We start from the raw sequence: 19,501 nt of genomic DNA, 5'->3' as shown, positions 1-19,501 counted from the left end.
GGTTCGTGGCGGCTCGGCGGTCAGCGGTCGCGTGCCTGGTGCCTGCGTACGGCCACGATCAGGCCCACGCCCGCGACGATGGCGCCGACGCCGATGAGGCCGGTGGCGCTCGTCGTACTGCCCGTGGTGGCCAGCGACGGCGTGCCGGAGGCCTCGGTGCGTATGGCGTCGAGGATGAGGCTGGTGACGGTGCCGGGGTGGGAGATCATCGCCACGTGCGAGGAGTTCACCTCGATGGTGTGGGAGCCCGACCGTTTGGCCTCGAAGCGCTCCAGATCCGGGGCTATCGCCCGGTCCTTGGTGGCGACCAGGAACCACGACGGGATGGACTTCCAGGCGGCGCCGCGGGCCTTCTCGGTGAAGGCCGTGGCGCTGATCGGGCGCTGGGTGGCGGACATCTGCGCGGCGGTGGACGCCGCGAGGTCGGCGGCGAAGACCTGGTGGAACTTGTCGGGCTTGATGTACAGATCGGTGCCCGTCGTGCCGTCGCCGTCCTGGAACGGCACCTGTCTGAGCGCCGGATCGAGTTCGCTGCCGCGGAACTTCGCGCCCAGCGCCCCGAGCGTCTCGCCCTTGTCGGGCATGAACGCCGAGATGTAGACGAGCGCCTTGACGTTGCGGTTGCCGGCGGCGGCCTCGCCGATCACCGCGCCGCCGTAGGAATGGCCGGCGAGGATGACCGGTCCCTTGACGCTCTTGAGGACGCTGGCGATGTAGGCGGAGTCACTGGCCAGCCCGCGCAGCGGGTTCGCGGGGGCTATGACGGGATAGCCGTCGCGCTGAAGCCGCTCCACCACCCCGTCCCATCCTGAGGCGTCGGCGAACGCGCCGTGCACCAGCACCACGGTCGGCTTGGCTATGCCGCCGTTGCCCGAACTGGAGGAAGCGCCACCGGCGATGGCGGGCGCGGGCGCGGCGAGCGCCGCCACGGAGCACACGGAGGCGAGGGCGGCGACGGGCCGCGAACGTATGAGCTCTCGGGACAGGCGCAGCGTCATGGCGTTCTCTCTCTTTCTCTTCTGCCGGGAAGGGGCGGCCGAGCGGCGAGCCGAGGAGCGGGCCGAGCGGCGGTCCAGACATCAGCTTTTCCGGTTTGTGCCGATACGGCGCGTCCTGGACGGCAGGCGGGTGATCCGCGAGGCCGGGCAGGCGGTGCGCCCCGCGCGGCGGCGATCGTTCCGGGTGGCGGCGGCGCGGAAGTCGTGCTTCGGCCGGCGAAGAGAGCGGCGCGGAGCCGCTGAAAGGGCGCTGACGTGCGCTTGTGCAAGTCGGTCGGCGGCGCGGAAGCACTGCTTCAGATGCGGCTTCGGGCGCGCTCCGGCCCGCGATTACGCGGGGTCGGTTGGACCGTACGAGTGGTGTTCATCCGAAGAACTGCCGGACGGCGGCGTAGCTCCCTGGATTCTCAAGATGCGTCCACATCATAAGGAAGGTATGTAAACCGCCCAACCCGAAAGCGAGGGGTCATGGCCGCCTTCAAGGTCAAGAAACTGTGGACTGTCTTCATCACCGCGTTCTTCGCGGTGCTCGCCTCCCTGGGGCTGACCGCCCCGGCCGCGGCCGCCGGCAACGCCGTGCAGCAGCCGGCCGAGCAGCCCGCGCCGGCACCCGCCGCCGCGCACTACGTCGCCAAGGCCACTCCGGCCAGAGCGACCGTACCCAGGTCGCTGCCACGCGGCCGGTCGCTGCCGCCCACGATCAAGCAGCGTATCCACGCGGAGGCGCACGGCTCGTCACCTTCGGTCCGTCATCTGCCGGCGACCGTGCCGAGCGAGGCCGATGCCCGCGAGGCGCAGGTGAGCGCGTACGCCGCCGACGCGGCACTCGTCGCGGCGTGAGGCGCCGGGAACCCCGCGGTCTCCCGGCGCCCCTCACCTCCGGTGCGCCCGTCGCCGAACCCCGTACGCCGGTGGCGCGACGAGGACGACGCGGACAGCAAGTACGCGAACAGCAAGCACGCGAACAGCGCGTATGCGAACAGCAGGTACGCACACCGTTCGAGCCATTCGAGCCGTTCGAGCGCAGACGGCGAAGGCGCGGACGACAAGGACTACAGGCGCGGCGAGTGCCACGCCCGGTCTGTGATCTCCGCGGTCCGTGCGCTCAGGGGCGGTCGTCCCGGTCGTTCTCCGACGCCTCGGCCTCGGCCTGCTTCGCCTGGACCTCCGGATCCAGCGGATCGACCACATGGCTGCCGTCCACGGACGTCAGCGGACCACGCTCCGAGACCTCGGTAGCGGCCGGCGGCTCCACGAGCCAGTCCGGATTCGCCTGCTTGTCCCACCACTTCCAGGCGGCGAAAGCCCCACCGGCCAGCACACCGAGGACCGCCAGGCCCTTGGCGACCCGGCCGGCCCTGGCCCGCCGCTCATGCTTCCTCACCAGCTTCTGGATCTCTTTCGCCGTGACCTGTCCGCGCAGAGCGGCCAGGGCGGCCGCGGAACGCGCCGCGGCCTGTCCGGCCACCGGCCGTGCGGTGGCCACCGCCTGGTTCACGCGCGGCACTGTGTAATCCGCCGCCTGACGGGCGGCCTGACGAGTGCCCACCGCGGCGCGGTGAGCGGCTTCATCGACCTTTGGGGGTACCCGGGGCGCCACATGGGCGCCGTACTGAACACGAGCCTGCTGAGCGGCCTTCGATACTGTCGGGGCGAGCCGTACGCGCGCCTCGCGGGCGTAGAGCGCGGCCTGTTCCTTGGCCAGAGCGGCCTGTTCCTTGGCCGAACCGGCGTAAGGGGCCACCGCTTCCGCGGCGTGCTGCACGCTCTCCTTCGCCGAACCGGTAGCGGCGCGCACGCTGTCCATGCGGGTCACAGGATCATCCTCCTCGGTGGCGTTCCGTATTTCGCCTATCCACCCTTTTCGAGATCATGCCTGTCGGCATCGGTCTCGGCATGCGTTGCGGGCATCCGGGTCATCCGAGGTGACGTGGGTGATGCCCGGACATCGCGGTCCTCCGCGTAGATTTTCGTACGTACCGATGGATGACGATGTCGCACTTCCCTCCAGCATGCGCGGGTTCCGGCGTGACCACACCGCCTTCTCCGCGACTGCTCGCTTTCGGCTGCCCTGAACCTTTCTGTCCTCCACCGCCTCCATCCGGCCCCGAAACCGCACCAAGACGGGCGTAAAGCACGTTCGAGGGCAGCGGCCGGGCGGCGATCACGCCTTCCGTGCGAGGATCGTGAGAGTCAGAGAAGACTTACGGAAGGCAGATCGTGGCCGAGCAGCTTTACGCCACCCTGAAGACCAACCACGGCGACATCGAGGTCCGGCTCCTGCCGAACCACGCGCCGAAGACGGTCAAGAACTTTGTCGAGCTCGCGCAGGGCGAGCGGGAGTGGGTCAACCCGGAGACCGGTCAGAAGACCACGGACAAGCTGTACGACGGCACGGTCTTCCACCGTGTGATCAGCGGCTTCATGATCCAGGGCGGGGACCCGCTGGGCAACGGCACCGGTGGCCCCGGCTACCAGTTCGAGGACGAGTTCCACCCGGACCTCTCCTTCGACAGGCCGTACCTGCTGGCGATGGCCAACGCGGGCCCGGGGACCAACGGCTCGCAGTTCTTCATCACCCTGGCGCCGACCTCCTGGCTGAACCGCAAGCACACCATCTTCGGTGAGGTCACCAACGAGGCCGGCAAGAAGGTCGTGGACGCCATCGGCGGCGCGCAGACCAACCCGCGCACCGACCGCCCGCTCCAGGAGGTCGTGATCGAATCGGTCGTCGTCGAGACGCGCTGACCGCTCGCGCACTGTTCGGTTCCCCGGTGCGGGGAACCTCCCGCCCTGCCCGTCCGTAGTGGTTACATACCGGACGGGCGGGGCGGTGCGCTGTGCCGTGCCGGGCACCGTCCGCCGTCACGAAGGACCGAGGGGACCGATGGACCACCCGCCAGGCGGCCACGGAGGCCAGGACCAGCCTGCCGTCACCGAAGGCACGCCCAGCTGTTACCGGCACCCGGACCGGGAGACGGGCATACGCTGCACGCGCTGCGAGCGCCCCATCTGCCCCGAGTGCATGATCAGCGCCTCTGTCGGCTTCCAGTGCCCGGAATGCGTCCGGCAGGGTTCGGGCACGGGACACGGGGCGACCGCCAACCGGCCGCGCACCCTCGCGGGCGGCACGGTCGCGGCCGACCCCCGGCTGGTCACCAAGATCCTGCTGGGCATCAATGTCGCGGTGTTCGTCGCCGTCCTCGCGGTGGGCGACCGGCACCGGCTCGTCGAGGATCTCGACCTCATCGGTTACGCCTACAGCCCCGGCCTCGGCCGGGTCGTCGGCGTCGCGGACGGTGAGTGGTATCGCCTGGTCACCGCCATGTTCCTGCACCAGGAGATCTGGCACATCGCCTTCAACATGCTCGGGCTGTGGTGGCTCGGCGGGCCGCTGGAGGCGGCCCTCGGCCGCGTCCGTTTCCTGGCGCTCTATCTGCTCTCCGGACTGGCCGGCAGCGCGCTCACGTATCTCATCGCCGCGCCGAACCAGCCCTCGCTGGGCGCCTCCGGCGCGATCTTCGGGCTCCTCGGCGCGACCGTCGTACTGATGCGGCGGCTCAACTACGACATGCGGCCGGTCCTCGTCCTGCTGGCGCTGAACCTGCTCTTCACCTTCACCTGGTCCAACATCGCCTGGGAGGCGCATGTCGGCGGGCTGGTCGCGGGCGTGGTGGTCGCCATAGGGATGGTGCACGCGCCTCGCGAGCGGCGGGCTCTCGTGCAGTACGGGACCTGCGCGCTGGTGCTGGTGGCGACGGTCGTGACCATCGTGGCCAGAACCGTCTCACTCACCTGAGCGTGACCTGGTGAGGACGGCCCGTACTCCACAGTTGTCCACAGTGTGTGGCGGATCTTGTGCATCCTGTGGGGAACGTGCGTGCCCCTTGTCGCTGATGTGGGTTTGACCAGCAGCGACAAGGGGCGAGCGTGTCATCAGAATGGCGGAAGTAGTCACACCGGCGTCAATGTCCCGTGGAGTTATCCACAGATCGTCTGACCTTTTCCCCTGCTGTGGACAACGCTGTGGATAAGTAGGGGCGGAGCTTGACGGCGGGGTGGTGGACCCGCTACTTCCACTGGGTCGAGACACCGAAGCCGGCGGCGATGAAGCCGAACCCGACCACGATGTTCCAGTTCCCGAAGCTCTCCAGCGGAAGATCGCCCTCGGTCACATAGAAGACGACGATCCAGGCCAGGCCGATCAGGAACAGGGCAAGCATGACCGGGGCCACCCAGCTCCGATTGGTCAGCTTGAGGTTGACCGTCTGCTTCGCGGCCGGAGGCGGCGTGAACTCGGCCTTCTTGCGGATACGTGACTTCGGCACGAGGGACTCTCCTGTCGATGCGCTGCGTGACCGCGCAGGGGGACTGAAACGGTGTGCCGGGGCGGAGAGCAGGGGGAACACCGCCGCCCCCGGGCGTCCGTTAGCGTAGTGCTTCCGCGGCGCCTAAGGAGATAAGGGTACGTTGAGCAATTCCGCCGACTCTCCCCCAGGGCCGGTCCGCCGACCGAACAGGCGGCCCGTCCGGCTGCTCACGGCTGCCGTCTTCGCCCTCGCCGGGCTGATCTTCGTGACCAGCTTCAACACGGCCAAGGGCACCAACATCCGTACGGACACCTCGCTGCTCAAGCTCTCCGATCTGATCCACGAGCGCGACCGCAAGAACGCCGAACTGGGCGACGCCAACGCGGCGGTACGGCGTGACGTCGATGCCCTCGTCAGCCGCGACCACGGCACCACCGCGGCCGAGGAGGCCCGGCTGAACGCCCTGGAGAAGGCGGCGGGTACCAAGAAGGTCACCGGTCAGGCGCTCACGGTCACGCTCGACGACGCCCCGCCGAACGCCACGGCCAACCCCGGCTATCCCGAGCCGCAGCCCAATGACCTCGTCATCCACCAGCAGGATCTCCAGGCCGTCGTCAACGCCCTGTGGAAGGGCGGTGCCGAGGGCATCCGCGTCATGGACCAGCGGCTGATCTCCACCAGCGCCGTGCGGTGCGTGGGGAACACGCTGATCCTCCAGGGCCGCGTCTACTCGCCGCCCTACAAGATCACCGCTGTTGGTGACCAGGACAAGCTCCGCAAGGCGCTCACCGACTCCCCGGCGATCCAGAACTACCAGCTGTACGTCAAGGCGTACGGCCTCGGCTGGAAGGTCGACGAGCGCGACAAGCAGACGCTGCCGGGCTACACGGGAACGGTGGATCTGCACTACGCGAAGCCGGTCGGGTAGCGCGCTCGCCGGAGCCTGTGACGAAGAGCAACCCCCGAACCTCTGTGCAGCTGACCGATGAACCGCCCATGTGCCGGTGGATCCCTTTAGTCTGGTGCCGTACCGCCTGGCGCGGTACCGGACGGAAGGGACAGCATGTACGGCTGGATCTGGCGGCATCTGCCGGGCAACGTGTGGCTGCGGGCGGCGATCTCGCTCCTGTTGGCGCTCGCCGTCGTCTATGTGCTGTTCCAGTACGTCTTCCCGTGGGCGGAGCCGCTGCTGCCGTTCAACGATGTGACCGTCGACGGAGCGGGGGCCGCCGGATGAGCGCGCGCATTCTTGTCGTCGACAACTACGACAGCTTCGTCTTCAACCTCGTCCAGTACCTCTACCAGCTCGGCGCCGAGTGCGAAGTGCTGCGCAACGACGAGGTGACGACCGCTCACGCCCAGGACGGCTTCGACGGGGTGCTGCTCTCCCCCGGGCCCGGTACGCCCGAACAGGCCGGTGTCTGCGTCGAGATGGTGCGTCACTGCGCCGGGACCGCGGTGCCCGTCTTCGGGGTCTGCCTCGGCATGCAGTCGATGGCGGTGGCGTACGGCGGTGTCGTGGGCCGGGCCCCCGAGCTGCTGCACGGCAAGACGTCGCTCGTCACGCATGAGGGCAAGGGCGTTTTCGCGGGGCTGCCTTCACCGTTCACCGCGACCCGGTATCACTCGCTCGCGGCGGAGCCCGCGACGCTGCCGGACGAGCTGGAGGTCACGGCGCGCACCGCGGACGGCATCATCATGGGCGTACGCCACCGTGAACTGGCCGTCGAGGGTGTGCAGTTCCACCCGGAGTCGGTCCTCACCGAACACGGGCATCTGATGCTGGCCAACTGGCTGGCCCAGTGCGGCGATCCGGGTGCGGTCGGCCGGTCGGCGGGGCTGGCGCCGGTGGTGGGCAAGGCGCTCGCGTGACGGCACTCCGCCCCGAACACGAAGCGGGTTACGGAGCCTCGTACGAGCAGGGAGGGTACGAGGTCTCCGGAGCGTTCGAGGCGGCGGTGGACGGGCTGGCGGACCCACTGAACGATCCGCTCCCGGGCCAGCAACAGGGCCAGGGGCAGGAGCAGGAGCCGGGCCGGCAGCCGGTACGGAAGCAGGGGCGGCACCGGGGCCCCCGGCAGCCGGAGCCCGCGCCGGACCCAGCCCCCGCCCCGGCCGCGGCCCCGGGCCCGGAGTGGTCCGGCGACTACTACCGTCAGTACGCGGCGGAGACCCCGCGGGGGCCGGAGTCCGGCACCCCCTCGTACCACGCGGGCGCGGGCGGTACGTCGCCGACGGCCGACACGGCCCTGATACCGGTGTCCAAGCCGGATCCCGTGCCCGTGCCCGTGCCCGTGTCCGAACCGGGGCCCGCGCACTCCGCGCCCGCGCCCGTACCCGCTCCCGTGCCCGTGCCGCGGCTGGATGACCAGACCGTCGGACTCCGGACGGCGGACACGCGCCGGGCGGCCGGGCCGGAGCCCGTGACAGGGGGCCGGGCCGAGCGGCGCAGGGCCGCCAAGGGCGGTGGCCGGGGCCGTAGACGTGCCGAGCCCGCGGGGGCCGGGGCCGGGCAAGGCCCGGGACACGCCTCAGGACACGGCTCCGCGCCCGGCTCCGGGGAGCCGGCGCCCGCCCGGCCGCTCTCCCGGGTCGAAGCGCGGCGCGCGGCGCGTGCCCTCAAGGAGAGCCCCGCCGTCATCGCCAGCCGGGCGGTCGGCGAGCTGTTCATCACCTTCGGCGTCCTGATGCTGCTGTTCGTCACGTACCAGCTGTGGTGGACGAACATCCGGGCCGACCAGTACGCGGGCAAGGAGACGAACAAGATCCAGGACAGCTGGTCGAAGGACCGGCAGCCGGGCGCCTTCGAGCCGGGGCAGGGCTTCGCCATCATGCACATCCCGAAGCTGGACGTCGTCGTGCCGATCGCCGAGGGCATCAGCAAGCCGAAGGTCCTCGACCGCGGCATGGTCGGCCACTACTCGGAGGGCCGCCTCAAGACGGCGATGCCCTCCGACAAGCAGGGCAACTTCGCGGTGGCCGGCCACCGCAACACCCATGGCGAACCCTTCCGCTACATCAATCAGCTGAAGCCGGGCGACGAGATCATCGTCGAGACGCGGGACGCGTACTACACGTACGACATGACCCGGCTCCTGCCGCAGACGGCCCCGTCGAATGTGAGCGTCATCGGTCCGGTGCCGCCCGGTTCGGGGTTCACGGAGCCCGGTCGCTACATCACGCTGACGACGTGCACCCCGGAGTTCACCAGTACCTATCGGATGATCGTGTGGGGCAAGATGGTGGACGAACGGCCGCGCAGCAAGGGCAAGCCCGACGCTCTCGTCGGCTGACGCCGATCGGAGCGCGGACACACTTCAGGGACTTGGGGACGGGTGCGGTGGCAGCGAGTACCGAGCACGACGAGCAGGCCGACGCACCGCCGCCGTCGGGCGGGGACTCGGGCCCGGAGGACGCGGCGCACCAGGCCCCGGACGCGGCAGCCGCCCCGGCTCCGGTACGGGTCCGCCGCCCCAGGAGCCCGCTCGCGTCCGCCGTCAGCGTCTTCGGCGAACTGCTCATCACCGCCGGCGTGGTACTGGGTCTCTTCGTCGTCTACTCGCTGTGGTGGACGAACGTCCTGGCCGACCGCGAGGCCGCCAAGCAGGGCGACGACGTACGCCACGGCTGGGCGCAGGAGAAGAAGCCCGGCTCCGCCCCGCCGGTCTACGACTCCGAGGACGGCATCGGCTTTCTCCACGTCCCCGCGATGAACACCCGCGAGGTGCTGGTCAAGAAGGGCACCACGGCCTCGTCGCTGAACGACGGGATCGCCGGCTACTACACCGAGCCGGTCAAGTCGGCGCTCCCCTGGGACGAGAAGGGCAACTTCACGCTGGCCGCGCACCGGGACGGCCACGGGGCGAGGTTCCACAACATCCACAAGCTCAGGACCGGTGATCCGGTCGTCTTCGAGACCCGCGACACCTGGTACGTCTACAAGGTCTTCAAGGAGCTTCCGAAGACGTCGAAGTACAACGTGGACGTGCTCCAGCCGGTCCCCAAGGAGTCGGGGAAGAAGAAGGCCGGCCGCTATCTCACCCTGACGACCTGCACGCCGATCTACACCTCGGACTACCGCTACATCGTCTGGGCCGAGCTGGAGCGCACGGAGAAGGTCGACAAGAACCGCACGCCCCCGCCCGAGCTTCGCTGACGGTCGTGGCCCGGCCGTCCCCGGGGACGGCACGGAAGAGCCCCGGCACCCTTCGCAAGGAGGGTGCCGGGGCTCTTCGCGTACCGCCTGTTCCTCCGGTCAGTCCCTACGGACGTTGCCGGCGTCCGGGCCGCCGAAGAAGCCGTTGTTCCCGCCGTTGTTCCCGCCGTTGTTGTTGCCCCCGTTGTTGTCGCCCTGACCGCCCACGGTGGTCAGGGTGACCGTGTCGTTCTTGTTGACTTCCTGACCGGGCTGGGGATCGCTGTTGATCACCAGGGCATTGGGGTCGTTCGGCGCGTTCTGTGCGAGCGCGACATTGAGGCCCAGGCCCTGGAGCATGCCCTGTACCTCTCCGAACGTCTTCCCGCGGACCTCGGGGATCCGGACCTTCTGCTGCTGCGGGCCCTTGGAGACCTTCAGGGTGACCTGCGAGCCCTCGGCGGCCTTGGTGCCGCCTTGCGGGTTCTGCTCGAGAACCGTGCCCAGAGGCTGCTCCGAGTCCACGTCGTTGCGTACGACCGTGAACTGGAGCTGCTGGAGCTGGTTCTGCGCGGCGTCGAACTGCGCGCCGACCACCGGAGGAACCGAGACCTGGTTCTGCGTGGCGATCGTCAGCGTGATCTTGGAGGCCTTCTCGACCATGGAGCCGCCCTCCGGATCCTGCGAGAGCACCGTCCCCGGATCCTCGTCCGACTCCTCCTGCTTGTAGTCGACCGTGAAGTCCTCGGACTCCAGGATGTCCGTCGCGCTCTGCTTCTGCTTGTCGGTGACATCCGGGACCTTGACCTGCGGAGCGCCCTCGGAGACGACGACCTGGATCGTCTCGCCCTGGCTCATCCTGCCGGAGGCCGGGACCTGGCTGCAGATGGAGCCCTTGGGCACCTCGCAGCGTTCCGAGCCGGACTGCGCGACCTTCACGCCCGCGTTGTCCGCGAGCCGTTCGGCCTCGGTCAGCGTCTCGCCGACGAGCTGGGGGACATCGAGCTGGCTGCTGCCGTCGCCGGTGTCGCCGAAGACCGACTTGCCGATCAGGATGGCGCCGACCAGCACCAGGACGCCCGCGACCGCCAGCAGGATCGTCGAGGTGTTGGACTTCTTCTGCCGGCGTCGTGCCGGGCGGTCGTCGTAGCCGCCGTAGCCGCCCTCGTCCGGCCCGATGGGCGGGAGCATGGAGGTCTGGCCGCCCGGGTCGCCGTGGCGCATGGCCGTCGTCGGCTGGTCCGGAGGGCCGCCGTATCCGCCGCCGCCGTAGCCGACCGCGCCCATGGCCGCCGTGGCGGCGACGGGCTGGCCGTCGAGGCACGCCTCGATGTCGGCGCGCATCTCGTCGGCCGACTGGTAGCGGTAGTCGGGGTCCTTGACGAGGGCCTTGAGCACGATCGCGTCCATCTCGGGCGTGATCTCCGGGTCGAAGACGCTGGGCGTCTGCGGCTCTTCCCGTACGTGCTGATAGGCGACGGCGACCGGGGAGTCCCCGATGAACGGGGGCCGGACCGTCAGCAGTTCGTAGAGCAGACAGCCGGTGGAGTAGAGGTCGGAGCGCGCGTCGACCTGCTCGCCCTTGGCCTGCTCGGGGGAGAGGTACTGGGCGGTGCCGATGACGGCCGAGGTCTGCGTCATCGTCATCCCGGAGTCGCCCATGGCGCGGGCGATGCCGAAGTCCATGACCTTGACCTGGCCGGTGCGCGTCAGCATGACGTTGGCCGGCTTGATGTCACGGTGGACGATGCCGTTGCGGTGGGAGTACTCCAGGGCCTGGAGGATGCCGACCGTCATCTCCAGCGTGCGCTCGGGCAGGAGTCTGCGCCCGGAGTGCAGCAGTTCTCTCAGGGTCGAGCCGTCGACGTGCTCCATCACGATGTACGGGAGGGACACCCCGTCGACGTAGTCCTCGCCGGTGTCGTAGACCGCGACGATCGCCGGGTGGTTGAGCGAGGCGGCCGACTGGGCCTCTCGGCGGAACCGGGCCTGGAAGGACGGATCGCGGGCGAGGTCCGCCCGGAGCGTCTTCACGGCGACGGTGCGACCGAGCCGGGTGTCATGCGCGAGGTAGACCTCCGCCATGCCACCACGGCCGAGCACCGAGCCCAGCTCGTACCGGCCGCCGAGGCGACGCGGCTCTTCCATAACGTTCCAGCCCTCTCCGTCAGTCCCGACCGCACCCGTGTGTGGTCCGGCGGTGTGCTGTTCGCGCCTACGCTACCGGGCACGCCGCATGCGGTTGGCCCGTAACGGTCACCTGATATACGACCGGTATCGCAATGTGCAGGAATGGACGTGAGCCGTGACCGGCGTCACTTCTTGGTGTCGAGGACCGCCTTCATCACGCTCTTCGCGATGGGGGCCGCGAGACCGCCGCCGGAGATGTCGTCGCGGCTGGCGCCGCTGTCCTCGACGACCACCGCGACGGCGACCGGGGAGCCGTTGCCCGCCTTGGCGTACGAGATGAACCAGGCGTACGGGTTCTTGCTGTTGTTCTCGCCGTGCTGGGCGGTACCGGTCTTGCCGCCGACGGTCACGTTCGGAATGCGCGCGTTACGGCCGGTGCCCTCGTTGACGACCGTCTCCATCATGCTCTGGAGCTTCTGCGCGTTCTCCTGGTTGAGGGGGCGGCTCAGCTCCTCGGGCTCGTTCTGGTCGAGCACGTCCAGGTTCGGCGCCACGAGGCGGTCGATCATGTACGGCTTCATCAGCTTGCCGTCATTGGCGATCGCGGCGGTGACCATGGCCATCTGGAGCGGGGTGGTACGGGTGTCGAACTGGCCGATCGAGGAGAGCGCGGTCTGCGACGCGTTCATCTCCTCGGGGAAGACCGAGGCGTCGGCGCGTACCGGGATGAACTGCTCCTGGTTGAAGCCGAACTTCTTCGCGGTCTCCAGCATCTTCTCCTTGCCGAGGTCCGCGCCGAGCTTGCCGAAGACGGTGTTGCAGGAGACACGCAGCGCGGTGCGGAGCGTGGCGTCCTTGCAGGGGATGTTGCCCTCGTTCCGCAGCGGGGTGGTGGTCCCGGGCATGATCCACGGCAGCGGGGTGTCGGTGGCCGCGTCGATGTCCGTGACCTGGTCGTGCTCCAGGGCGGCGGCCGCGGTGACCACCTTGAAGGTGGAGCCGGGCGGGTAGGTCTGGCGCAGCGCCCGGTTGAGCATCGGGTCGTCGGGGTTGTTCTTCTTGTCCAGGCCGACCCAGGCCTTGGTGTCCTTGCTGCTGTTCCCGGCGAACGTGGCGGGGTCGTAGCTGGGCGTGGAGGCCAGCGCCAGGATCTTGCCCGTCTGGGGGTCGATCGCGGCGACGGCGCCCTTCTTGTTGCCCAGGCCCTCGAAGGCGGCCTTCTGGGCGGCGCCGCTGAGGGTGGTGACGACGCTGCCGCCCTTCTTCTCCTCGCCGGTGAACATGCCCAGGGTGCGGTCGAAGAAGAGCCGGTCGTCGTTGCCGGTGAGGATGCCGTCCTCGAGCTTCTCGATCTGGTTGGCGTCGAAGGCCTGCGAGGCGTAGCCCGTGACGGGCGCCCACATGGGTCCGTTGGTGTAGGTGCGCTTGTAGACGAAGTCGGTGTCGTCCGTCTTGACGGAGCCGGTGATGGGCTTGCCGTCGACGATGATGTTGCCGCGCTCGGCGCTGTACCGCTCGATCAGGACCCGGCGGTTGTTCTTATGCGAGTTCAGTTCGTCGGCACGGACGTACTGGAGCCAGTTGTCCCGGATCAGCAGCGCGAGGACGAGCAGCCCGCAGAAGATCGCGATGCGGCGCAGGGGCTTGTTCACGGTCGGACCACCTGGGTCATCTCGGCGTCGGGTGAGGGGGCCGGGGCCGGTGCGGGCCGGCGCGCGGTGTCGCTGATACGGATCAGGATGCCGATCAGGGCCCAGTTGGCGAGTACGGACGAGCCGCCGGCCGCGACGAACGGCATGGTCATACCGGTCAGCGGGATGAGCCCCATGACGCCGCCCGCGACCACGAAGACCTGGATGGCGAAGGCGCTGGAGAGGCCGATGGCGAGGAGCTTGCCGAAGGGGTCGCGGGCGGCGAGGGCGGTACGTACGCCGCGCTCCACGATCAGCCCGTACAGCAGCAGGAACGCCATCGTGCCGGCGAGGCCGAGCTCCTCGCCGACGGTGGTCAGGATGAAGTCGGCGTTGGCGGCGAAGCCGATGAGGTCGGAGTTGCCCTGGCCGAGCCCTGTGCCGAGCGTGCCGCCGGAGCCGAAGGACAGCAGGGCGTCGCCGATCTGCTGGCAGGCGCCGTCGGTCGCGTAGCAGGAGAACGGGTCCTGCCAGGCGTTGACGCGGGCCTGGACGTGCGGTTCGAAGGTGGCGACGCCGACGGCTCCGCCGACCGACATCAGCAGGCCGAAGACGATCCAGCTGGTCCGCTCGGTGGCGACGTAGAGCATGACCACGAAGAGGCCGAAGAAGAGCAGTGAGGTACCGAGGTCGGTCTCGAACACCAGGATGAGGATCGAGAGGGCCCAGATGCCGAGGATCGGCCCGAGGTCGCGTCCGCGGGGCAGGTAGAGCCCCATGAAGCGGCGGCTGGCGAGGGCCAGGGCATCGCGCTTGACCATCAGATAACCGGAGAAGAAGATCGCGATGATGATCTTCGCGAACTCACCGGGCTGGAGGTTGAAGCCGGCGATGCTGATCCAGATCTTGGCGCCGTTCCTGGCGGGGAAGAACATGGGCAGGACCAGCAGGAGGAGCGCGACGGCCATCGAGATGTACGTGTAGCGCTGGAGGATGCGGTGATCCTTGAGGAGCATCAGGACGGCCGCGAAGAGCGCGATGCCCATCGCCGAGTACAGCAGCTGCTTCGTCGCGGACGGGCTGAAGGCGCCGAAGCTGATCTCGGCGAGCCGGATGAGCCGGGGTGACTGGTCCAGACGCCAGATCAGCACCAGCCCGAGGCCGTTGAGCAGCGTCGCCAGAGGCAACAGCAGCGGGTCGGCGTAGCGGGCGAATTTGCGCACCACGAGGTGGGCGACGCCGGCGAGCAGGCCGAGGCCGAGGCCGTAACCGAGCATGCCCGTGGGCACCTTGCCGTCGAGCGCGAGCCCGACGTTCAGGTACGCGAACACCGGGATGGCGACGGCGAAGGCGAGCAGGGCAAGCTCGGTGTTGCGGCGGCTCGGTGCTTCGATGGCGCCGATGGTCGTCGTGTTGGTGACTACGCTCATGGTGGTGAAAGGCCCCCTACGGCCGGCTCCTACTGCTTACCGCAGTTCGAGGCCACTTTCTGCTCCTCTTCCGAGAGGCTGGGGCCCGGAGAGGGAGTGGTTGCTTTCGGCTTGGTGTCGGCGGTCTTCGTGGCCAGACGGCGCTGCTCGTCCTTCTTGCAGGCCGACGCCTGGACGGCGAGTTCGTCGATCTTGTCGCGTCCGCCGGCGAGGCTGCTCTCGGCGATGGTTGCCTCGACCTGCTTGCGCTGGTAGTCCGGCAGGTACTTGAGTTCGATGTCGGTTTCCTTCTCGATCTTCGAGAGGGAGACCCAGCCGAGATCCTGGCTGATACCCCGGTAGAGCGCCACGTGCTGCTGGTTGGCGCCGACGTAGTACTGAGTCTGCGTCCAGTAGTAGCCGCCGTACAGACCACCGCCGACGACGGCGAGCGCGAGGACGGCGTAGAACGACGTCTTGAGCCACCGGCGGCGCGGGCGGGGCTTGACGAACTCCTCGTCGTCGTAGGCCCCGAAACCGCCTTCGGGCGGCATTCCGTCGTAGTCGGCGCTGTCGCCGCTGCCGGGCGGGCCGAAGCCGCCCCCGCCGGGCTGCGGCGGTACGGCGCGGCCGAGGCCCGCGGCGCGGCCCGCCGGGGTCTGCATCGCGGCGGCGTTCTCGGCGGAGCTGAGCGGGAGCTGGTTCTCGGCGACCGCCCCGACCACGACCGGGGTGTCGTTGAGCTGCCCGGCCAGGGTGTCGTTGGACTCGACGTCCAGGACGTCGGCCACGATGCAGGTGATGTTGTCGGGGCCACCGCCGCGCAGCGCGAGCTGGATGAGCGCCTGGATGGTCTCCTGCGGGCCCTGGTAACCGGCGAGCGTCTCCTCCATCGTCTGGTGGGAGACGACGCCGGAGAGGCCGTCGGAGCAGATCAGATAGCGGTCGCCGACCCGGACCTCACGGATGGAGAGATCGGGCTCGACGTGGTCGCCGCTGCCCAGCGCGCGCATCAGCAGGGAGCGCTGCGGGTGGGTGGTGGCCTCTTCCTCGGTGATCCTGCCCTCGTCGACCAGCCGCTGCACCCAGGTGTGGTCCTGGGTGATCTGGGTCAGTACGCCGTCGCGCAGGAGGTAGGCGCGGGAGTCGCCGACATGGACGAGTCCGAGGCGCTGGCCGGTCCAGAGGAGGGCGGTGAGCGTGGTGCCCATGCCCTCCAGCTGGGGGTCCTCCTCGACCATCACGCGCAGCTGGTCGTTGGCGCGCTGCACCGCCGTGCCGAGCGAGGTGAGGATGTCCGAACCCGGTACATCGTCGTCGAGCTGTACGAGGGTGGAGATCACCTCGGACGAGGCGACCTCGCCCGCGGCCTGGCCGCCCATGCCGTCGGCGATGGCCAGCAGCCGGGGACCGGCGTAACCGGAGTCCTCGTTTCCCTCCCGGATCATGCCTTTGTGCGATCCGGCGGCGAAGCGCAGAGACAGACTCATGCGCACCTCGCCCGTCGGCTCGCCAGTCGACTGTCGCGCCAGCCGGTCTCGAGCCACACTGCCCACCCTCCGGTCGGGAGCCGGCCGCGGTCCGCCGTCGGTACCGCCGCGGCTCGCTCGCTCCGCTCGCTCATTGTCGTACTACTTCCGCAGCTCGATGACGGTCTTGCCGATGCGGATCGGAGCGCCAGGCGCGATCGGTGTCGGGGTCGTGAGCCGGGTCCGGTCGAGATACGTGCCATTGGTGGAGCCGAGGTCCTCGACGATCCACTGGCCGTCGCGGTCCGGGTAGATCCTGGCATGCCTGCTGGACGCGTAGTCGTCGTCCAGCACGATCGTCGAGTCGTGCGCGCGGCCCAGCGTGATGGTCTGTCCCTGGAGCGCCACCGTGGTGCCGGTGAGGCTTCCCTCGGACACGACGAGCTTGGTGGGGGCTCCGCGGCGCTGCCTGCCCCCCTGTTGCTGCTGCTGGCGCTGCTGGGGCGGCGCCGGTGTCTGGCGTGCCTGCTGCGGGCGGGCGTCTGCGTTGCGGCGTGAGCCGCGCTGCGTGACGCGTGTTCCGAACAGGTCGCTGCGGATGACCTGTACGGCCACGATCACGAACAGCCACAGAACGGCCAGAAAACCTAGCCGCATGACCGTCAGGGTCAGCTCTGACATTGCCCCCGCTTCACCCTTCGGCTTGCCTGTAAACGATGGTGGTGTTGCCCACGACGATCCGCGAGCCGTCGCGGAGCGTAGCGCGGGTGGTGTGCTGCCCGTCTACCACGATGCCGTTGGTCGACCCGAGATCCTGAATGGTCGAGGGCGTCCCCGTGCGGATTTCGCAGTGCCTGCGCGATACGCCGGGGTCGTCGATCCGTACGTCCGCGTCGGTGCTGCGGCCCAGGACGAGTGTCGCGCGGGAGATCTGGTGGCGGGTGCCGTTGATCTCGATCCAGCGGCGTACCTGGCCGTGCGGCGGCGAGCCGGGGCCGGGGGCCGGAGGGCGGTGCGCCGCGGGCGCGTGGCCGCCACCGGGCGGTGGAGCGGGCGGCATGGGAGGGACCGCGGCGGGCGGGTACCCGTAACCGCCGGGAGCGGCGCCGGGCGCGCCACCGTGCGGGGAGGCGGGCACCGGGGAGCCCGCGGGACCGCGCTCGGGCGCCTGGGACGTGCTGGACGCCAGCGTGCGGCTGCGGACGCGGTACAGGCCGGTGTCGAGATCCTCGGCCTTCTCCAGATGGACCTTGATCGGGCCCATGAAGGTGTAGCGCTGCTGCTTGGCGTAGTCGCGGACGAGTCCGGACAACTCGTCGCCGAGCTGTCCGGAGTACGGGCTGAGGCGCTCGTAGTCGGGCGTGCTCAGCTCCACGATGAAGTCATTGGGTACGACGGTCCGCTCGCGGTTCCAGATCGTTGCGTTGTTGTCGCATTCGCGCTGGAGGGCACCCGCGATCTCGACGGGCTGGACCTCGGACTTGAACACCTTCGCGAAGGTGCCATTGACCAAACCTTCGAGACGCTGTTCGAAACGCTTCATGACTCCCATGGGGCACCTCCTCCGTAGTGGCCGTCCTGGTACTGCTTACTGATCGTATCCACGCGTCGGGAAATCGGCTGGTTCCCCTTGTCTGCCCCGTCGATGAGTGTCACCTCTCACACGGATCGTAGAGGCGGCCTGACGCCAGTGTCCCGCACCCGGGGTGCACTCACGAGGAGTGGGGGGCGGCCGCTGTTCGTTCCCTGTTCCGCGGCCGGGTCGTCGAAACAAACGGAGGTGAACCCACCCTCCGCACCGTGCTAATCTTCTCGATGTCGCCAGGAGCGCACACCAGCAGGTGAAGCACCGGACGGCACACCCAATGCGCGGGTGGCGGAATAGGCAGACGCGCTGGATTCAGGTTCCAGTGCCCGAAAGGGCGTGGGGGTTCAACTCCCCCCTCGCGCACAGATGGAAGCCCCGTAGGTCATCGACCTACGGGGCTTCTTCGTCGTGTCGTGCCGGTGTCCGGGTGAAGGCGTCCGGCTGAAGACGTCCCGGTGGAGACGTCCGGCTGAAGGCGTCCGGGGGTGGAGACGTCCGGGTGTGAGACATGCCTCCCGCGGGTGGGTCCCGTGGGAGGCATGTTCTCGGGCGCTTCGTGCCCTCTGTGACGTGGAGCTCAGGCGGCGAGGCGGGTGGCCAGGGCCTTGGCCTTCTGGGAGGCCTCCTCCTCCGCCTTGGCGCGGGACGCCTCGGCGAGCGGGATGAGATCGGCCATGCCCGGGTTGGTGTGGGCCAGGGTCAGCTCCGGGACGATGAAGTCGATCTGGGTGGTGCCGAACATGTTCGCCAGCACCTTCTCCAGGTAGTTCTGGACGAACTCGCAGTCCTCGCGCGGGGTGCCGGGGGCGTACGAGCCGCCGCGGCTGGCGACGATCGTGAACGGGGTGCCGGCCAGCGGCGCGTCGGGGCGGCCCGCGTTGTGGCCGACGATGATCACCTGGTCGAGCCACGCCTTCAGGGTGGACGGGATCGTGAAGTTGTACATCGGCGCGCCGATCAGTACGGCGTCGGCCTCGGCCAGTTCGGCGGCCAGTTCCGCGCGCAGCGTGTCGTCCGCGCCCGCGGCGGCGGCGCTGACGTTCAGGTGGGGCAGCGGGGCGGCGGCGAGATCGCGGTAGATGATCTTGCCCTCGGGGTGCTGCTCCCGCCAGGACCGGACGAAGGCGGCCGTGATGTCGCGCGAGGCGGAGCCTTCGGGGAAGACGGCGGAGTCGATGTGCAGAAGCGTGGCCATGAAGGTCTCCATGAGGGGTGGCGTATGACGGCGAACGGACGGAAGTTCCGTTCGCTCCTATGGATAACATAGCCGCTTACTTTTTTTCATCCCGTCTGGGAAAACCAGTACTCTGTGCGTATGGCGGACCACAGTGAGGACGCGTGCAAGAAGGTCGACGTGAGCATCACGCGCGTCTTCGAGCTGCTCGGCAAGCGGTGGACCGGGCCGATCATCTCCGTACTGATGGAACGAGCGGTCTACTTCGCGGAGCTGCGCCGGGCGATCCCCGGTATCAGCGAGCGCATGCTCTCGGACCGGCTCACGGAGCTGGGGGCGGCGGGGCTGGTCGTGCGGGAGGTCGATGAGGGGCCGCCGCTGCGGGTCTCGTACCGGCTGACCGAGGCGGGGACGGCGATGGAACCCGCGCTGAAGGAACTGGCGCTGTGGGCGGAATCCCATCTGCGAGGGGCTTCGGAGGGCAGCTGCTAGGTGTCCTGACCCGGGTCAACAACCCCGCGGGTCACGACACCCAGGTCCTGTCCACAGGGGCGCCACGGGAGCGGGCCGGGGTTGTCCACAGGGGAGGACGGCTGTCGGGCCCGGCGGTAACGTCGTGTGTGGTCGATCTCGCACGAGTACGGGGGAGGCGGCACG

19 protein-coding genes and 1 tRNA gene are annotated in these 19,501 nt (G+C 69.1%); 10 read left to right on the top strand and 10 right to left on the bottom strand.

Features of this window, described 5'->3' with window-relative positions:
- Positions 1–20: 20 nt before the first annotated feature.
- On the bottom strand, positions 21–998 hold the full coding sequence (locus ACIOGX_RS13280) for an alpha/beta hydrolase (RefSeq protein ID WP_356518146.1): 978 nt from the start codon (positions 996–998) through the stop codon (positions 21–23).
- A gap of 468 nt (positions 999–1,466) precedes the next feature.
- On the opposite strand from ACIOGX_RS13280, the gene ACIOGX_RS13275 reads away from it, so the two are divergent.
- Positions 1,467–1,838, top strand: a complete 372-nt coding sequence (locus ACIOGX_RS13275) for a DUF6344 domain-containing protein (RefSeq protein ID WP_356518144.1) — start codon at positions 1,467–1,469, stop codon at positions 1,836–1,838.
- Between the two features lie 265 nt (positions 1,839–2,103).
- On the opposite strand, the gene ACIOGX_RS13270 is transcribed toward ACIOGX_RS13275, so the two are convergent.
- Complete coding sequence (locus ACIOGX_RS13270) at positions 2,104–2,814, bottom strand: DUF5324 family protein (RefSeq protein ID WP_356518142.1); 711 nt, start codon at positions 2,812–2,814, stop codon at positions 2,104–2,106.
- 404 nt (positions 2,815–3,218) lie between these two features.
- Here ACIOGX_RS13270 and ACIOGX_RS13265 point away from each other — a divergent pair, with 404 nt between their 5' ends.
- Both ACIOGX_RS13265 and ACIOGX_RS13260 read left to right on the top strand, forming a co-directional pair.
- Complete coding sequence (locus ACIOGX_RS13265; protein ID WP_356518140.1) at positions 3,219–3,746, top strand: peptidylprolyl isomerase; 528 nt, start codon at positions 3,219–3,221, stop codon at positions 3,744–3,746.
- A gap of 139 nt (positions 3,747–3,885) precedes the next feature.
- Positions 3,886–4,797, top strand: a complete 912-nt coding sequence (locus ACIOGX_RS13260; protein ID WP_356518138.1) for a rhomboid family intramembrane serine protease — start codon at positions 3,886–3,888, stop codon at positions 4,795–4,797.
- 271 nt (positions 4,798–5,068) lie between these two features.
- Here the strand turns inward: ACIOGX_RS13260 and crgA are convergent, their stop codons facing one another.
- Positions 5,069–5,326, bottom strand: coding sequence for a cell division protein CrgA (crgA, locus tag ACIOGX_RS13255; RefSeq protein WP_129772954.1), 258 nt, complete (start codon positions 5,324–5,326; stop codon positions 5,069–5,071).
- 142 nt (positions 5,327–5,468) lie between these two features.
- Here crgA and ACIOGX_RS13250 point away from each other — a divergent pair, with 142 nt between their 5' ends.
- From ACIOGX_RS13250 to ACIOGX_RS13230, 5 genes are all read left to right on the top strand, one after another.
- Entirely contained in the window at positions 5,469–6,236 is a 768-nt protein-coding gene (locus ACIOGX_RS13250) for a DUF881 domain-containing protein (protein WP_401764356.1), read from the top strand.
- Between the two features lie 135 nt (positions 6,237–6,371).
- Positions 6,372–6,545, top strand: a complete 174-nt coding sequence (locus ACIOGX_RS13245) for a hypothetical protein (RefSeq protein ID WP_129772952.1) — start codon at positions 6,372–6,374, stop codon at positions 6,543–6,545.
- The gene (locus ACIOGX_RS13240; protein ID WP_401912743.1) at positions 6,542–7,180 is read left to right on the top strand and encodes an aminodeoxychorismate/anthranilate synthase component II; all 639 of its coding nucleotides are present in this window, start codon (positions 6,542–6,544) and stop codon (positions 7,178–7,180) included. Before ACIOGX_RS13245 ends, ACIOGX_RS13240 begins: the two co-directional genes overlap by 4 nt.
- The gene (locus ACIOGX_RS13235) at positions 7,177–8,601 is read left to right on the top strand and encodes a class E sortase (RefSeq protein ID WP_401912741.1); all 1,425 of its coding nucleotides are present in this window, start codon (positions 7,177–7,179) and stop codon (positions 8,599–8,601) included. The genes ACIOGX_RS13240 and ACIOGX_RS13235 overlap by 4 nt, the downstream gene beginning before the upstream one ends.
- Before the next feature lie 47 nt (positions 8,602–8,648).
- Positions 8,649–9,464 carry a class E sortase gene (locus ACIOGX_RS13230; protein WP_356518130.1) on the top strand — a complete coding sequence of 272 codons (816 nt, stop codon included), beginning with the start codon at positions 8,649–8,651 and terminating at the stop codon, positions 9,462–9,464.
- Between the two features lie 99 nt (positions 9,465–9,563).
- Here ACIOGX_RS13230 and pknB read toward each other — a convergent pair whose 3' ends face one another.
- From pknB to ACIOGX_RS13200, 6 genes are all read right to left on the bottom strand, one after another.
- Positions 9,564–11,591 (bottom strand): Stk1 family PASTA domain-containing Ser/Thr kinase, encoded by a 2,028-nt coding sequence (pknB, locus tag ACIOGX_RS13225; protein WP_401912738.1) that lies wholly within the window; start codon positions 11,589–11,591, stop codon positions 9,564–9,566.
- Positions 11,592–11,758: 167 nt separating this feature from the next.
- Positions 11,759–13,225, bottom strand: a complete 1,467-nt coding sequence (locus ACIOGX_RS13220; protein WP_401912736.1) for a peptidoglycan D,D-transpeptidase FtsI family protein — start codon at positions 13,223–13,225, stop codon at positions 11,759–11,761.
- Complete coding sequence (locus ACIOGX_RS13215) at positions 13,222–14,634, bottom strand: FtsW/RodA/SpoVE family cell cycle protein (RefSeq protein ID WP_356518125.1); 1,413 nt, start codon at positions 14,632–14,634, stop codon at positions 13,222–13,224. The genes ACIOGX_RS13220 and ACIOGX_RS13215 overlap by 4 nt, the downstream gene beginning before the upstream one ends.
- A gap of 29 nt (positions 14,635–14,663) precedes the next feature.
- The gene (locus ACIOGX_RS13210) at positions 14,664–16,103 is read right to left on the bottom strand and encodes a PP2C family serine/threonine-protein phosphatase (RefSeq protein ID WP_356518123.1); all 1,440 of its coding nucleotides are present in this window, start codon (positions 16,101–16,103) and stop codon (positions 14,664–14,666) included.
- A 141-nt stretch (positions 16,104–16,244) separates the two neighbouring features.
- Positions 16,245–16,763 carry an FHA domain-containing protein gene (locus ACIOGX_RS13205; RefSeq protein ID WP_129772944.1) on the bottom strand — a complete coding sequence of 173 codons (519 nt, stop codon included), beginning with the start codon at positions 16,761–16,763 and terminating at the stop codon, positions 16,245–16,247.
- Between the two features lie 10 nt (positions 16,764–16,773).
- Positions 16,774–17,634, bottom strand: coding sequence for a DUF3662 and FHA domain-containing protein (locus tag ACIOGX_RS13200; protein WP_129772943.1), 861 nt, complete (start codon positions 17,632–17,634; stop codon positions 16,774–16,776).
- Positions 17,635–17,949: 315 nt separating this feature from the next.
- Here ACIOGX_RS13200 and ACIOGX_RS13195 point away from each other — a divergent pair.
- Positions 17,950–18,033: transfer RNA gene (locus ACIOGX_RS13195), tRNA-Leu, on the top strand.
- Positions 18,034–18,247: 214 nt separating this feature from the next.
- On the opposite strand, the gene ACIOGX_RS13190 is transcribed toward ACIOGX_RS13195, so the two are convergent.
- Positions 18,248–18,865 carry an FMN-dependent NADH-azoreductase gene (locus ACIOGX_RS13190; RefSeq protein WP_387016630.1) on the bottom strand — a complete coding sequence of 206 codons (618 nt, stop codon included), beginning with the start codon at positions 18,863–18,865 and terminating at the stop codon, positions 18,248–18,250.
- 120 nt (positions 18,866–18,985) lie between these two features.
- Between ACIOGX_RS13190 and ACIOGX_RS13185 the strand changes: the two genes are divergently transcribed.
- Positions 18,986–19,336: a helix-turn-helix domain-containing protein gene (locus ACIOGX_RS13185; RefSeq protein WP_356518118.1), complete on the top strand. Its 351-nt coding sequence runs from the start codon at positions 18,986–18,988 to the stop codon at positions 19,334–19,336.
- Positions 19,337–19,501 lie beyond the last annotated feature (165 nt).

Source organism: Streptomyces sp. NPDC088147, from assembly GCF_044741565.1.
Lineage (GTDB): Bacteria > Actinomycetota > Actinomycetes > Streptomycetales > Streptomycetaceae > Streptomyces.
The sequence above is the reverse complement of the archived record's forward strand: the minus strand, read 5'-3'. Positions and strand labels throughout refer to the sequence as shown.